Origin of the sequence: Phaeobacter sp. LSS9, assembly GCF_003443595.1 — a bacterium.
GTDB classification, from domain to species: Bacteria; Pseudomonadota; Alphaproteobacteria; order Rhodobacterales; family Rhodobacteraceae; genus Phaeobacter; species Phaeobacter piscinae.
In genome coordinates, this window is record NZ_CP031956.1 from 1,099,420 (window position 1) to 1,114,090 (window position 14,671).

A 14,671-nucleotide genomic window follows, 5' to 3' on the forward strand; every position below is an offset into this window, starting at 1 on the left:
TACCATATCTGGTAACAGTCGCTTCAATCATGAAAGCGCGCCCAGCCGGTGGCTGAGTGCGCTTTTTTATCGTGAATATACCGTCCGGCGCGGATGATAGGCGTATGAACCCGCTCCGGCTGCCGAAATCAGGGAACCACCGCCCAGCGGATGACATAGGCCACGCAGCCCAGTGCCGCGACGCTGGCAATCCAGATCGTCGCGAACCACAACAGCCGCCCCATGGGGCGCCGCGCACCCGGTTCCGGCTGGGGGGACTGGCGCTCACGACGGGGTTTCACGGGTTTTCCCTGCATCAGTGGTAGCCTTCGTCCGGATTGATTTTGCCGCGAAACACCCAATAGGCATAAGCGGTATAGCCCAGGATCAGCGGCACCAGCACCGCGGCGCCGACCAATGTGAACATCAGGCTTTCATCCGGCGCGGCAGCCTCTGCGATGGTCAGGCCCGGTGGTACGATGAACGGGTAGAAACTGATACCGATCCCGATGAAGCTGAGAACAAACAGCCCAAGTGCGGCGAGGAATGGCTGCGCATCCCGCGTGCCCTTCAGCCCCTGAAACAGCGCGTAGCTGCACAGCGCGATCAGTCCTGGCACCAATAGGCTGAACAGGCTGCCGGGCAGGTTAAACCAGCGGCGGAAATACTCCGGATCCTGAAACGGCGTCAGCAGGCTGACCAGCCCGATTGCAGCCAGCGTCGCCGCCGCAAGCCAACGGGCGTAGCCGCGCATCTGGCCTTGCAGCTCACCCTCGGTCTTCATATTGAGCCAGGTCGCGCCCAGCAGCGCATAGCCCGTCAGCACCGCCAACCCGGTGAGGACCGAGAACGGCGTCAGCCAGTCCCACCAGCCGCCTGCGTAGGCGCGGCCCTCGATCTCGATCCCCTGCACCAACGCGCCCAGCGCGATGCCCTGCATGGTGGCGGCCACCACGGAACCGCCGAAGAACGCGCTGTCCCAGACGCCGCGCCAGCGGGTGGTGCGCCAGCGGTATTCAAAGGCCACACCGCGAAACACCAGCGCCAGCAGCATCAGAGTGATGGGCATATAGAGTGCTGGCATGATCACCGCATAGGCGAGCGGAAAGACCGCAAACAGCCCGCCGCCGCCAAGGACCAGCCAGGTCTCATTGCCGTCCCAGACCGGCGCGATGGAGTTCATCATGGTGGCACGGTCGCGCTCGGAGGTGGCGAAGGGGAACAGGATGCCGACGCCAAGGTCGAACCCGTCGAGGACAACATAGGTCAGCACCGCAAAGGCGATGATCCCGGCCCAGATGAAGGATAGATCAAACAACATAGTAAGGACCTCTGTCAGTTGCCTTGCGGTGTGGGATCATCGGTGATGTCAGGGTCGACCTGCTGCGCCGGGGTGATGCCCGCCGCCCGCACCGGCCCGTCACGCAGACCAAGGTTGCGGGTCGCCGGTGCCTTGTTCATCATCCGCAGGATGTAGAAGGTTCCGGCCCCGAAGATGAAGAAATAGACAATCACAAACGCCGTCAGCGAGGCCGCGACCGCAGGTGCGGACACCGGCGCCAGACTGTCGGAGGTGCGCAGCAGACCATAGACCGTAAACGGCTGGCGCCCGACCTCGGTGGTGATCCAACCGGCCAGAACCGCAACGAACCCCATTGGCCCCATCGCAATCGAGGCGCGGTGCAGCCAGCGACTGTCATAGAGCTGCCCACGCAGACGCCCCCAGAGCGACCAGAGCCCAAGACCCGCCATCGCAAACCCAAGACCAACCATCACCCGGAAGCTCCAGAACACGATGGCCACCGGTGGTTCATCCTCGTCGGGGATCGTGTCCAGCCCGGCCAGCGGCGCGTTCAGATCATGTTTCAGGATCAGGCTTGAGAGTTTGGGGATCTCAATGGCGTAGTCGATTGTTTTTGTTTCGGCATTCGGCAGGCCAAACAGGATCAGCGGGGCGCCCTCGGGGTGGCTGTCATAGTGACCTTCCATTGCCATCACCTTGGCCGGTTGGTGCTCCAGCGTGTTCAGCCCGTGCATATCACCGGCAAAGATCTGGAGCGGGGCGACCACGATCAGCATCCACATCGCCATGGAAAACATCCGCCGGGCTGCCACATCGGTTTTGTCACGCAGCAAATGCAAGGCACCGACGCCGCCCACCACCAGCGCGGTGGTCAGGAACGCCGCCAGAACCATATGCACCAACCGGTAGGGGAAGGACGGGTTAAAGACGATCTGCCACCAATCCTCCGGCACAAACTGACCGACCTCATTGATGCTGTAGCCTGCGGGGGTCTGCATCCAGCTGTTCACGCTGAGGATCCATGTCGCCGACATCAACGTGCCAAAGGCCACCATGGCGGTGGCGAACATATGCAGCCGATCCCCTACGCGGGCACGGCCAAACAGCATGATGCCGAGGAACCCAGCCTCAAGGAAAAACGCAGACAGCACCTCATAGGCCATCAACGGCCCCAGCACCGGACCGGTCTTGTCCGAGAACACCGACCAATTGGTGCCAAACTGGTAGGACATCACGATGCCGGAGACGACCCCCATGCCAAAGGCGACTGCGAAGATCTTTTTCCAGTATTCAAACAGGGTGTAGTAGGTTTCATCCCGGGTGCGCAGCCACTGCGCGTTCAGCACGGCCAGATAGCTGGCCAAACCGATGGAGAATGCCGGGAAGATGATGTGAAACGAGACGGTGAACGCAAATTGCATACGTGCCAGTGTCTCGGCTGTCAGGCCATCAAACATATCTGGTCTCTTTCCTAGAACTCGGTGCCGCCCCTGACCGGTTAGGAGTGCGAACTGTGGTGGCGCGGCCTTCTTCTTGTGACAAAGCTAATACCGAAGCGCAGAATTGCAGGTGGCAGAAAGCCGCAGCGCGGCGACAGGTCTCAGGTTTTCCGAACCGCACCCATTTATGCTATTTCCTGAGAATGCCGTTGCACAGCCTGTTTCAAGGGCTTGGGGCAACAGCGACCCCTCGGGGTGAGGTGAAGGTGGCAGAATGGCGCAGGCAGGAACGGAATGACAGTTATGACCCCGGCAGAGCCCCTCTGGATTGATCGTTTCGCCGGATTGGCCAGGCTGGATGCGAAGACCAAGGCGCATATCCTCGCGGAGGCCGCGTTGGTGAAGGTCCCAAAGGGCGCGGTGATTTTCGGTCCCGGCAAGTCGCCCGAAAACATGCTGTTCCTCTTGGCCGGCACGGTTCGGGTGCAGCAGGTCTCTGAAAGTGGGCGCGAGATCCTTCTGTACCGGATCAACGCGGGCGAAAGCTGTGTGCTGACCACCGCCTGCCTGCTCGCCTATGAAGACTACGCGGCAGAAGGCATTGCCGAGACAGATGTGGCCGCCGCAGCCCTGCCCCGGTCGGTGTTTGACGCGCTGGTCGCCACCTCGGCAGAGTTCCGCAGTTTTGTCTTTTCGGCCTTCTCAAAGCGGATCACCGATTTGTTTCTCGTAATTGACGAGGTCGCGTTTCAGCGCGTTGACGTGCGGCTGGCGCAGGGGCTTTTGGATCTGGCCGGAGCAGATGATCACCTGGCGGTGACCCATCAGCAACTGGCCGTGGATCTGGGCACCGCCCGCGAGGTGGTGTCGCGCCAGATGCAGGAGTTTCAGCGCCGCGGCTGGGTGCAGCTGGCGCGTGGCAGTGTTGCCATAGTGAACCGCGAGGCCCTGCGGCAGCTGGCCGGACGCTGAGGCGCGCCGGTTTTGGTGATAGTTTTGCGTCAGGGTGACTTTGTCACAGACAGAGCGGGGCTATCTGCGGTTTCTGGCGAGAAGATATCGCCAAGGAGTAGATAAGATGACCAGAAACGTCGGCACCCTAGACCGGACAATGCGCCTGATGCTGGGCCTGGCCCTCATTGCCGCGCCCTTTGTCAGCGGATTTGCCATTTTTGCCGCAACCTGGGCCACGGTGTTGTCGGTGGTTGTCGGGGCGGTGATGCTACTGGTGGCGCTGACCCGCAGCTGTCCGGTCTACACGCTTCTGGGCCTGCGCAGCTGCAAGCTTTGATCCCGGTCCTGTTGTCCGGCTGGTCGCTTGACCACGGCGCCGCGCTGTCGTTCAAGGTGCTGCGCCGGATTAAGACACGCCCCGCTGCAAGACGGCTTGTTACACGCAAAGAAAGACCTGAATGCCCTCTCTCCTGACCCGCTATGTCCCGCTGTTGACCTGGGGGCGGGAGTATGACCGCCTGACCCTGACCAATGACCTGATCGCGGCGGTGATTGTCACCATTATGCTGATCCCGCAGTCGCTGGCCTATGCCTTGCTGGCGGGTTTGCCGCCTGAGGCCGGGTTATATGCGTCAATCGTGCCGATCCTGCTTTATGCGGTGTTTGGCACCAGCCGCGCATTGGCGGTGGGACCCGTCGCCGTGGTCTCCCTGATGACGGCCGCGAGCCTGAGTGAGATCGCCGCACAGGGCAGCATGGGCTACGCGGTTGCGGCCCTGTCGCTGGCCGCGCTGTCGGGGACGATCTTATTGGCGATGGGGCTGCTACGGCTGGGGTTTCTTGCGAATTTCCTGTCGCATCCGGTGATTGCCGGATTTATCACAGCCTCTGGCGTGCTGATCGCCACCAGTCAGATCAAGCATCTGCTGGGGATCCATGCGGATGGTCACACCCTGCCTGAATTGCTCCTGTCGCTGCTGGAGCATCTGCCGCAGCTCAACTGGCCAACTGCGCTGATCGGCGGTGGCGCAACCGCGTTTCTGTTCTGGGTGCGGCGCGGGCTGAACCCGGCCCTGCGTCGGCTCGGGGTCGGGACGCGCATGGCCGGTTTTCTGACCAAGGCCGGACCGGTTGCAGCGGTTGTCGTGACCACGCTGGCGGTCTGGGGACTGGGGCTGGCGCAGAGCGGCGTGAAGATTGTCGGCGCGGTGCCGCAGGCGCTGCCGCCCCTCACCCTGCCAGATCTGTCACAGGATCTGCTGGCGCAGCTGCTGCTGCCTGCGGTGCTGATTTCCGTCATTGGATTTGTGGAATCGATTTCCGTGGCTCAGACCCTTGCTGCGAAACGGCGCCAGCGGATCGAGCCGGATCAGGAACTGATCGGTCTGGGCGCCGCCAATCTCGGCGCGGCCTTCACCGGCGGGTTTCCGGTGACTGGCGGGTTTTCCCGGTCGGTGGTGAATTTTGACGCCGGAGCGGAAACCCCGGCAGCGGGTGCCTTTACAGCGGTCGGGCTGGCGATTGCCGCCGTGGCCCTGACACCGTTGATTTATTTTCTGCCCAAGGCGACCCTTGCCGCGACCATCATCACCGCCGTCTTGGGGTTGGTGGATTTCTCTATCCTGCGTAAGAGCTGGGACTATTCAAAGGCAGATTTCGCCGCCGTTCTGGCCACCATCGCGCTGACGCTGTTAATGGGGGTCGAGGCGGGTGTTTCCGCCGGTGTGGTGCTGTCGATAGGGCTGCATCTTTATAAGTCCTCCCGCCCGCATATCGCCGAAGTGGGTCGGGTGCCGGGCACCGAACACTTCCGCAATATCCTGCGCCATGAGGTGGAGACCTACCCCGGCCTGCTGACCCTGCGCGTCGATGAGAGCCTGTTTTTTGCCAATGCGCGGTTTCTGGAAGACTGCATTCACCGGCGGGTGGCGGATGATCCGCAGATTGATCATGTTGTGCTGCACTGCGCTGCGATCAATGACATCGACCTCAGCGCGCTGGACTCGCTGGAGGAGATCATGCACCGGCTGAGCGAGATGGGCGTGACGCTGCATCTGTCGGAGGTGAAGGGGCCGGTGATGGACCGGCTGCGGCGCGGGGCGCTGTTGGATCACCTCACCGGCAAGGTCTTCCTGAGCCAGCACGACGCGGTGGAGGCCTTGCGGCCTGCTGGAGGCGAGACACGTCTCTCCGCGCCGTCCCTCAGGGACTAGGCGCAGTCCCGGCCAAACGCAAACCGGGCCGCAAGATACTGCGGCCCGTGGTGTTTCAGGTGTGGCGTCTGTCGGTGATCCGGCTGCCCCCCTAGGCGACGCCCGACAGGACCCTGCGTTTTGCCATCCGGATGCTGCGGGTCGGCGCCACTTCGATCAGGTGCAGCGGGCGGATGCCGATATTGTCGATCCGCTGGATTTCACCACCGCTGGTCAGGCTTTGATCCCGCCAGATCATCTGCACCCGTTCCTGCGAGGAGATCATCGCGGATCCTTCGACCACCCGCCAATGGGTGCCGAGCGTTGCCACCGAAAGCGGCAGGCTTTGCCCTGGCAGCACAGTCAGATGTTTGACAATGTGCTGCGCGCCCATATCGAGGGTCTCGCTGTGGCCCCAAGTTTCAGTGCTGCTTTGGCTGGCAGCGGCGGGGCTGCCCCCGTCGCGCAGCTGATCGCTATACCAGCTGGCCAACGTCGCTGCGTCGCTGCTCTCGCGCATTGTGGCGGCGGGTCGTTCGGCAGGCGTCCTGCGGCTATGCGGCAGGGTCTTGCACCAGCCCGCCTCGCCCGAGACGCTGCCGGACAGCCAGGCCTCCCACTCGGCATCGCTGGCCACCTCAGGCTCAACCTGCCAAGCATCAAGTTCATCCCAGCCTGCATCCAGTTCGACAACCGAAAGACCATCGAGATGGCGCAGGACCGCGTTTTCAAAGGAGCTGCCACGGGCGAGGCGATAGTTCTCAGGATCCAGCGTCAGGATGTCGTCAACCTGATGGCCGCGGGCCACCGCCGTTTTGCCGGGCATCAGGATCCGGGCGGCGTGTTTCTTGTAAGCGGCCAGCAACGTGTCCAGCCGGGCAAGATAAATGCCGGTGTTCCAGAGTTTTGCGGCCGGCTGTTCACGCCAGCCATCAAAGGCCGGGCTGCGCTGGTCGAGGAACGTGCTCACCGGGGTTGCGGTCTCCGCCGTGAGGCGCTGCGCACACTCGATATAGCCATGGCTGCGGCAGGCGCGATCCGTCTGCACCCCCAGCATCACAATATCACCCTGCTGTGCCGCCTGAACCCCCTGCGCCAAAGCATCCTGAAGCTGATTGGAGTCATCAAAATCCTGATCCGCAGGCAAGATCAGAACCAGACTGTCAGCCGGTGCGCGCAGGCTGTGCAGCGCCGCGATCACCCCTGCGGCAGTTTTGGTGGCGCCGGGTTCCAGCAGCAACCGGCCCGAGAGGCCTGCGGCCTCCAACTGGGTGCGGGCCACCGCAGCGAAGCTGTCGCTGCTCAGCACCGTCGGCGCATGAAATTCTGGCGCGGCAACAGCCGACAAGACGGTTTGATAGCGGCTCTGAATACCGGCGGCCTCTTCAAAATGCATCGGCACCGTATCCGCGCTGCTGGCGATATCGGCATCTGTGGCTCCGGCGAGAACAATGGGAAAGATCATGCTGCAGTCCTTTCGGCGTATCCTGGCGGTTCTGGGATGACCCAGAGCGGGCGTGTTGATCTCACATTAGGGAATTCAGCAATCACGATCTTCTATCCAGTGGGTGTTTCCGGGCGCGAAAAAGGATAGCGCCGGTACAACCTTAGCGTTCGAGCTCTGTGCAATTCATCATAGAAATAGTTCAAATTTCCCTAAAATCCCATCGTGACAGCGGCGCGCCCGGCGGATATGTTCCCGGTATGTCCACACCTGTTTCCTCCATCCGCAATCTTGGCCCCGCGTTTGAGGCGGCCTGTACCAAGGCGGGCATCCCCTCTGCCGAGGCGCTGCGCGCGCTGGGGGCAGATGCGGCCTATACCCGACTGTTGGAGGCGGGCAACCGGCCGCATTTCATCGGCTACTACGTCTTGGTGATGGCCCTTCAGGGGCGGCCCTGGAATGATTGCAAAGGCGCGGAGAAAGCGGCCCTGCGCAAACGGTTTGATGCGCTGAAGGCAGGCAGCTTTGATGACCGCAGATCGGAATTCGAGCGTGCGCTCAATGAGATCGGGGTGATCGAGCGGCGGTGAGGCGTGGAACCATTCCCAAGCTGCGCGAGTTGTATCTGTAACAGCAACCACGCAATTGGGAGAGCTATCATGGATCTTATTCGCATTATCGCCGCCGTTATTCTGCCGCCGCTGGGTGTCTTTTTGCAGGTTGGTCTGGGCAAGCATTTCTGGTTCAACATTCTTCTGACGCTGCTGGGCTATATCCCCGGTATCGTTCACGCCGTCTGGGTGATCGCACGGGAACCCCAGCATGCCTAATATCGAAACCCCGCATGAGGAGCGCTTGCAGTCGCTTGAGCGGCTGGCGCATGGCATGGACCGCGCCTTCCGCGTGCCTGTCCTGGGCGCGCGGGTTGGCTGGGACAGCATCCTGGGCCTGGTGCCGGGCGTTGGCGACGCGATGGCGCTGGCGCCTGCGGGATACATCGTGCTGTCCGGCTACCGGATGGGGGCCTCAACCGGGACGTTGGCGCGGATGGTCGGTAACATTGGCGTTGATGCGGTGATCGGCACAATCCCCCTGGTGGGTGATCTGTTCGACGTCGGTTGGAAAGCCAATCTGCGCAACGTTGCCATCCTGAGGCGGCATCTTGAAAAAAAGACGATGGCGGGCGAGCCTTTGGCCAAACGGCTGGCCCGCAGGGGGTTCGACCATATCAACGCCCCAACCCGCAAGACATTGAAGGCCGCCCGTAACCTGCCGCAACGCCTGCACAGTCGCGGTAGCAAAGTATCGACGACCGGTGCGGGCGAAGCACGTCTGCGTCACAGTTGATCGATATCACGGATGGTCGCGCCGAAAGGCGCGTCATGAGAAAGGCCGCCCCGGATGCTCCGGCGCGGCCTTTAGTCTTGCTCACATACTGAAACAGCGGTGGCTTAGCCGACCAGCTCCAGACCGGAGAAGAAATACGCGATCTCAACCGCTGCGGTTTCCGGTGCGTCGGAACCGTGGACGGAGTTTTCGCCAACGGATTCAGCGAACTCAGCGCGGATGGTGCCGGCAGCAGCGTCGGCCGGGTTGGTGGCGCCCATGACTTCGCGGTTTTTCGCGATGGCGTTTTCGCCTTCCAGAACCTGCGCAACGATCGGCGCGGATGCCATGAATTCGCAGAGTTCGTCGTAGAACGGACGCTCGGCGTGCACTGCGTAGAACTCACCCGCTTGCGCTTTGGTCAGGTGGATGCGCTTTTGTGCGACGATGCGCAGACCTGCGTCTTCGAACTTGGCGTTGATTTTGCCGGTCAGGTTGCGACGGGTTGCATCGGGTTTGATGATCGAAAAGGTACGTTCCAGAGCCATTAGGCATACTCCTGCATATTGGGCCGCGGAAAGGACCTCCCGGGGCCGGAAACTTCGCGCGCCGCCTAACATGGCTTGCGCCTCATGGGAAGGGGGTTGTTGCACTCCCCCTGCCCGGTCGGGACCATCAGTTGGCCAAAGTCGCGACATATATGCCCGATCGCGCGCATCGCGGCGCGCTTTGACCCGTCAGACGTCCTGAGGCCAATTGACAGCACCGGGTCCCTGGGCCACACCGCCCCTATGTTACGTATCAGCGATATCTCCTATGCGGTCGAAGGCCGTCTTCTCTTCGATGGCGCCAGCGCCACGATCCCCACAGGCCATAAGGTCGGTTTGGTGGGCCGCAATGGCACCGGCAAAACCACCCTCTTTCGCCTCATCCGCAATGAGTTGTCGCTGGAATCCGGCAGCATCTCCCTGCCCAGTCGCTCACGCATTGGGGGCGTCGCACAGGAGGCCCCGGCCTCGGATGTGTCGCTGATCGAGACGGTTCTGGCAGCCGACACCGAGCGGGCGGAACTGCTGGCGGAGGCGGAGACGGCACAGGATCCAAACCGCATCGCCGAAATTCAGACGCGGCTCAGCGATATCGATGCCTGGTCGGCGGAGGCGCGCGCAGCCTCGATCCTGAAGGGTCTGGGGTTTGACTATGAGGCGCAGCAGCGCCCCTGTTCGGATTTCTCCGGTGGCTGGCGGATGCGGGTGGCGCTGGCAGCGGTGCTGTTTTCGCAGCCGGATCTGCTGCTGCTCGATGAGCCGACCAACTATCTGGACCTGGAAGGCGCGCTGTGGCTGGAGGCCTATCTGGTCAAATACCCGCACACCGTGATCATTATCAGCCATGATCGCGAGTTGCTGAACCGCTCCGTGAACGGGATCCTGCATCTGGAAGACCTCGGGCTGACGTTTTATTCCGGCAACTACGATCAGTTTGCCCGTCAGCGCGCCGCAAACCGCGCCAATCAGGCCGCACAGGCCAAGAAGCAAGACGCCCGCCGCGCGCATCTTCAGGCCTTTGTGGACCGGTTCAAAGCCAAGGCGAGCAAGGCCAAACAGGCCCAGAGTCGCGTGAAGATGCTGGAGAAGATGGAAACCATCCGCGCCCCCGAAGATGCGGCGCGCACGGTCTTCACCTTCCCCGAACCGGAAGAGCTGTCGCCGCCGATCATCGCCACCGAGGGCGCATCAGTCGGCTATGACGGCACCACAATCCTGAGCCGCTTGGACCTGCGCATCGATCAGGACGACCGGATTGCGCTTCTGGGCAAAAACGGTGAGGGCAAATCGACCCTGTCCAAAATGCTGTCGGGCCGTCTGGATGTGATGACCGGCAAGATGACCCAATCCAGCAAGCTGCGGATCGGTTTTTTTGCTCAGCATCAGGTGGATGAGCTGCATATTGACGAAACCCCCTTGCAGCATCTGCAACGCGAGCGCCCGAATGAGGGACAGGCCCGGCTGCGCGCGCGGCTTGCGGGCTTTGGTCTTGGGTCGGATCAGGCGGATACAGAGGTCGGGCGGCTTTCTGGTGGGCAAAAGGCGCGTCTGTCGCTGCTGCTGGCCACCCTGCCCGCGCCGCATCTGTTGATCCTCGATGAGCCGACCAACCACCTGGATATTGAAAGCCGCGAGGCGCTGGTGGAGGCGCTGACCGCTTATTCCGGTGCGGTCATTCTGGTCAGCCACGATATGCACCTCCTCAGCCTTGTGGCCGATCGGTTGTGGCTGGTTTCCGGCGGCACGGTGAAACCCTATGAGGGGGATCTGCCCTCCTACCGTGATCTGCTGCTGACACGCGACAAACCGGCGGGTAAATCCAAGACCAAAGCCGAAAAGCCCAAACGCCCCTCGCGCGACGCGCTTCTTGCCTTGCGCGCCGAAGTCCGCAAAGGTGAGGCACGGCTGGAGAAGGTCAGTGAAATGCGGGACAAGCTGGCCAAGAAGCTGGCCGATCCGGCCCTCTATGACGAAGAGCGCAAGGATGAGGCCGTGGTCTGGCAACGCAAATACGCCGAAGTGATGGAAGCGCAGGACCGGGCAGAGGATCTGTGGCTGAAGGCGGTGGAGAAGCTTGAGAAAGCGGAGGCGCTGTGATGGATACGGCCTTTCTGATCACTTCTTTTGTCACCCTTTTTGTGATCGTGGATCCGATTGGCCTGACCCCCATCTTTCTGGCGCTGACGCAAGGCATGACACCAGCGCAGCGCCGGGCGATTGCCCTGCGCTCTACTGTGACGGCGGCGATCTTGCTGGCGGTATTCGCTGCCTTTGGCGAGGCGGTGCTGGGATTTGCCGGGATCTCCATGGCCGCCTTTCGTATCGCGGGTGGCGTCTTGCTGTTCCTGACCGCCCTCGACATGCTGTTTGAACGCCGCAACAAGCGGCGCGAGGACCGCAGCGAGGAAGATGATTTCGACGATCCTTCTGTCTTTCCGCTGGCGATCCCGCTGATTGCCGGCCCCGGCTCCATCGCGACGGTGATCCTGCTGACCGGGCAGCAGCCGGGGTTTGCCGGGTTTGCCATGGTGATGGGCGTCGTGTTTGCGGTGCTGGGTATCCTGCTGGTCATGTGCCTGTTCTCCGGTCTGTTTGAGCGGCTTTTGGGCAAGACCGGCATTACTGTCGTCACCCGCCTGTTGGGGATGCTGCTGGCGGCGCTGTCAGTGCAGTTTGTTCTGGACGGTCTGCGCGCCTTTGGCTTTGCCGGGGGCTGACCCCTCGCAAGTGGCCGAATGCTCCCCATATTGAATAGGGACGCGACTACCCCTTAGGAGACAGACATTGGACGCAATCGACACCCCACGGCTGATTTATCTGCTTCTGCTTCTGGTGGCCGTTGGCTCCTGGGTGTTCGTGCAGAACCGGCAGGGGCTGGGCAAGACCGTGCAGCAGCTGGCGATCTGGGCGTTCATCTTTCTTGGGGTGATTGCGGGCTATGGCCTCTGGGAAGATATCCGCAGCACCGTTCAGCCGCAGCAGGTGGTGATGCGCGACGCGGGCCGTGTGGATGTGCCGCGCGCCCGCGACGGGCATTATTACCTGACCGTGGATGTGAACGATGTGCCGGTGCAGTTTCTGGTCGATACCGGCGCCAGCGCCGTGGTGCTGAACGAGGAAGACGCCCGACGGGTTGGCCTGAACCCTGATGATCTGGCCTATCTGGGACGCGCACGGACCGCCAATGGCGAGGTGCGCACCGCATTGGCCAAGGTTGAGAGCATGTCACTGGGCGGCATCACGGACCGCAATATCACCCTCTCGGTCAATGAGGGGCAGATGGATCAGTCGCTCTTGGGGATGGATTACCTGCAACGCTGGTCGAGTATCGAGATCCGCAACGGATCGCTGATCCTAACCCGCTGAGGTTGGGGCCAACCTGCGCCTTAATCGCCGCCCGCTGTTTTCTCGGCCTTTTTCTCCCAGCGCCCGCTCTCTTCGGACCAATATTGTGCGGAACAGCCCGCATCGGTGAGGGATTTCCACTGCACCCGCGCGCGGGCGACCGCGTCGGGGTTGGTGCCGTCAAAGAGGATGCAGACGCGCTCCAATGCGGTGACCTCCTCCGCCGCGACCTCGGCCCCATCCACCGCCATCAGGCAGCTGGTGCCGGGCACCGGCGTGGTCTCATGGCTGAGCAGGACAGGCTGAAGCGCGTCATGGGGGCCGCCGACCAGGCCGTGGGGGAGGAACTGATCCTCCGCCCCCAGCCACAGCCGTTCGTCCAGCCGCGTGACCCGCGGCAGGTCCACGCCGCGCACGACAATGCGCCAGCCGGCGCCAAGCGCCTTCTCAAGCAGCACCGGCAGCGTCTCCTCAAGAGACCGCCGGGTCAGATGATAGAAATAGGCCGCACCCATGGTTTACGTCTCTGCCTGCCCCACGCTGCCTGTTTCACTCCGCTTCGAACATGTTCTGAACCAGACGGCTCAGCGCCATGACGCCCCAGCCGGTGGCGCCTTTGGGCGCATAATCGGTATCACTTTTGACCGAGGCCACACCGGCGATATCGAGATGGATCCAGGGGGTGTCGTCCTGCACAAACCGTTGCAGGAACTGGGCTGCGGTGATGGACCCAGCGGCGCGGCCACCGATGTTCTTCATATCCGCGATGCGCGATTTCAGCAGATCATCATAGGCCTTGCCCAGCGGCAGGCGCCATGCGCCCTCGCCCTCAGCCTCGGCAGCCTTGAGGAAGGCATTGCAGAGCGCATCATCGTTGGAGAACACACCGGCGTTTTCATGGCCGAGACCAATGATGATCGCACCGGTCAGGGTGGCGAGGTCGATCATCCCGGCCGGTTTGAACCGCTCCTGCGCGTACCACATCACATCGCAGAGCACCAAGCGGCCCTCGGCGTCGGTGTTGATCACCTCAACCGTGTCGCCCTTCATGGATTTGATGACATCACCCGGACGGGTCGCGTTGCCCGACGGCATGTTTTCCACCAATCCGACAAGGCCAACCACATTGGCCTTCGCCTTGCGCAGGGCCAAGGCGCGCATGGTGCCTGCAACGACGCCGGCGCCGCCCATATCCATGGTCATATCTTCCATGCCCGCCGCAGGCTTCAGCGAGATGCCACCGGTGTCAAAGACAACGCCCTTGCCGACCAGCGCCAGCGGGGCGGCATCGTCGTCGCCGCCGTTCCACTGCATCACAACCACCTTGGAGGGGCTGTCCGAGCCCTGCCCGACCGAGAGCAGCGTCCGCATGCCCAGCTCTTCCAGCTGGGCCTCTTCCAGTACCTCAACCTTGAGCCCGAGGCTCTCCATCTCGGCAAGACGATCGGCAAATTCTGTTGTGGTCAGCACGTTTGCAGGCTCGTTGACCAGATCACGGGTCATGTGCACGCCCTCGGCCACGGCTGCCAGCGGGCCATAGCTCGCCTCGATATCGGCGGGGGATTTATGGGCGATGACCACTTCTGCCTCGGACGGATCCTTGTCGGCGGTTTTGTGATCGTCAAAACGGTAGTCGCGCAGTGCCATTCCCAGCGCCAGATCTGCGGCGCGCGGCATGGAGCCTGCCATCACTGTCACCGGCTTGCCGCCGCTGCGGGCGGCCAGTTTGGCCCCGGCCTTGCGCGCCTCGATGGTGCTGATCCGGCGCGGGGTCACAAGGATGTCCAGCGCCTCGGCCTTCATGCCTGCGGGCCAGGCCAGCGAGATGACATCGCCGGATTTGGCCTTCTCAAAGCTCTTGGCCTCGACCAGACGCGCCAGCGCGCCTTTGGTCAGCCGATTGGCCGTGCGCGCAGCCTGCCCCAATGTCCCTTCGGGGGTGATCTGAACCACCACGCGGCCCTCGATATCGGAGAGGGTCTTGGGATCAAATTCGACAAAACGTGTGGGGGTCAGCGGACGCATATTCGGGGCTCCTGTCAGGGTCAATTCTCAGGGTCAATTCCTCAATGCCCAACAGGTAGCCTGCCTGTGCGGCGATGACTAGGGTCAGATATATTTTAGCGCCGCGCCCGGCACAG

The 14,671-nt window shown here is 62.3% G+C and carries 16 protein-coding genes; 9 read left to right on the plus strand and 7 right to left on the minus strand.

What is annotated here, in order from left to right; all coding sequences use genetic code 11:
* Window positions 1–128: 128 nt before the first annotated feature.
* From D1820_RS19170 to D1820_RS05260, 3 genes are read right to left on the minus strand one after another with little or no spacing between them, the layout of a single operon-like run.
* Window positions 129–296 carry a DUF2474 family protein gene (locus D1820_RS19170; protein WP_205521398.1) on the minus strand — a complete coding sequence of 56 codons (168 nt, stop codon included), beginning with the start codon at window positions 294–296 and terminating at the stop codon, window positions 129–131.
* Entirely contained in the window at window positions 296–1,300 is a 1,005-nt protein-coding gene (gene cydB, locus D1820_RS05255; protein WP_118068107.1) for a cytochrome d ubiquinol oxidase subunit II, read from the minus strand. The genes D1820_RS19170 and cydB overlap by 1 nt, the downstream gene beginning before the upstream one ends.
* Window positions 1,301–1,314: 14 nt before the next feature.
* Window positions 1,315–2,739 (minus strand): cytochrome ubiquinol oxidase subunit I, encoded by a 1,425-nt coding sequence (locus D1820_RS05260; RefSeq protein WP_118068108.1) that lies wholly within the window; start codon window positions 2,737–2,739, stop codon window positions 1,315–1,317.
* 276 nt (window positions 2,740–3,015) lie between these two features.
* Between D1820_RS05260 and D1820_RS05265 the strand changes: the two genes are divergently transcribed.
* From D1820_RS05265 to D1820_RS05275, 3 genes are all read left to right on the plus strand, one after another.
* The gene (locus D1820_RS05265) at window positions 3,016–3,693 is read left to right on the plus strand and encodes a Crp/Fnr family transcriptional regulator (protein ID WP_371311712.1); all 678 of its coding nucleotides are present in this window, start codon (window positions 3,016–3,018) and stop codon (window positions 3,691–3,693) included.
* Window positions 3,694–3,799: 106 nt separating this feature from the next.
* Window positions 3,800–4,012 (plus strand): DUF2892 domain-containing protein, encoded by a 213-nt coding sequence (locus D1820_RS05270; RefSeq protein ID WP_102896804.1) that lies wholly within the window; start codon window positions 3,800–3,802, stop codon window positions 4,010–4,012.
* 121 nt (window positions 4,013–4,133) lie between these two features.
* Complete coding sequence (locus D1820_RS05275; RefSeq protein WP_118068110.1) at window positions 4,134–5,888, plus strand: SulP family inorganic anion transporter; 1,755 nt, start codon at window positions 4,134–4,136, stop codon at window positions 5,886–5,888.
* Window positions 5,889–5,979: 91 nt separating this feature from the next.
* On the opposite strand, the gene D1820_RS05280 is transcribed toward D1820_RS05275, so the two are convergent.
* Complete coding sequence (locus D1820_RS05280; RefSeq protein ID WP_118068111.1) at window positions 5,980–7,332, minus strand: alginate biosynthesis protein; 1,353 nt, start codon at window positions 7,330–7,332, stop codon at window positions 5,980–5,982.
* 239 nt (window positions 7,333–7,571) lie between these two features.
* Here D1820_RS05280 and D1820_RS05285 point away from each other — a divergent pair, with 239 nt between their 5' ends.
* From D1820_RS05285 to D1820_RS05295, 3 genes are all read left to right on the plus strand, one after another.
* Window positions 7,572–7,901, plus strand: a complete 330-nt coding sequence (locus D1820_RS05285) for a TfoX/Sxy family protein (RefSeq protein WP_118068112.1) — start codon at window positions 7,572–7,574, stop codon at window positions 7,899–7,901.
* 69 nt (window positions 7,902–7,970) lie between these two features.
* The gene (locus D1820_RS05290; RefSeq protein ID WP_118068113.1) at window positions 7,971–8,141 is read left to right on the plus strand and encodes a YqaE/Pmp3 family membrane protein; all 171 of its coding nucleotides are present in this window, start codon (window positions 7,971–7,973) and stop codon (window positions 8,139–8,141) included.
* Window positions 8,134–8,658, plus strand: a complete 525-nt coding sequence (locus D1820_RS05295) for a DUF4112 domain-containing protein (RefSeq protein WP_118068114.1) — start codon at window positions 8,134–8,136, stop codon at window positions 8,656–8,658. The genes D1820_RS05290 and D1820_RS05295 overlap by 8 nt, the downstream gene beginning before the upstream one ends.
* Before the next feature lie 104 nt (window positions 8,659–8,762).
* Here the strand turns inward: D1820_RS05295 and ndk are convergent, their stop codons facing one another.
* Entirely contained in the window at window positions 8,763–9,185 is a 423-nt protein-coding gene (ndk, locus tag D1820_RS05300; RefSeq protein ID WP_014874960.1) for a nucleoside-diphosphate kinase, read from the minus strand.
* A 243-nt stretch (window positions 9,186–9,428) separates the two neighbouring features.
* On the opposite strand from ndk, the gene D1820_RS05305 reads away from it, so the two are divergent.
* The 3 genes from D1820_RS05305 (at window position 9,429) to D1820_RS05315 (ending at window position 12,551) form a co-directional block, all read left to right on the plus strand.
* Window positions 9,429–11,282, plus strand: a complete 1,854-nt coding sequence (locus tag D1820_RS05305; RefSeq protein WP_040170744.1) for an ABC-F family ATP-binding cassette domain-containing protein — start codon at window positions 9,429–9,431, stop codon at window positions 11,280–11,282.
* Window positions 11,282–11,902 carry a MarC family protein gene (locus tag D1820_RS05310; RefSeq protein WP_024096902.1) on the plus strand — a complete coding sequence of 207 codons (621 nt, stop codon included), beginning with the start codon at window positions 11,282–11,284 and terminating at the stop codon, window positions 11,900–11,902. Before D1820_RS05305 ends, D1820_RS05310 begins: the two co-directional genes overlap by 1 nt.
* A gap of 67 nt (window positions 11,903–11,969) precedes the next feature.
* A complete protein-coding gene (locus D1820_RS05315) occupies window positions 11,970–12,551 on the plus strand; it encodes a TIGR02281 family clan AA aspartic protease (RefSeq protein ID WP_118068115.1) in 582 nt (193 codons plus the stop codon).
* A 20-nt stretch (window positions 12,552–12,571) separates the two neighbouring features.
* On the opposite strand, the gene D1820_RS05320 is transcribed toward D1820_RS05315, so the two are convergent.
* Window positions 12,572–13,045, minus strand: a complete 474-nt coding sequence (locus D1820_RS05320) for a DNA polymerase III subunit chi (protein WP_118068116.1) — start codon at window positions 13,043–13,045, stop codon at window positions 12,572–12,574.
* Window positions 13,046–13,079: 34 nt separating this feature from the next.
* The gene (locus tag D1820_RS05325; RefSeq protein ID WP_118068117.1) at window positions 13,080–14,555 is read right to left on the minus strand and encodes a leucyl aminopeptidase; all 1,476 of its coding nucleotides are present in this window, start codon (window positions 14,553–14,555) and stop codon (window positions 13,080–13,082) included.
* Window positions 14,556–14,671 lie beyond the last annotated feature (116 nt).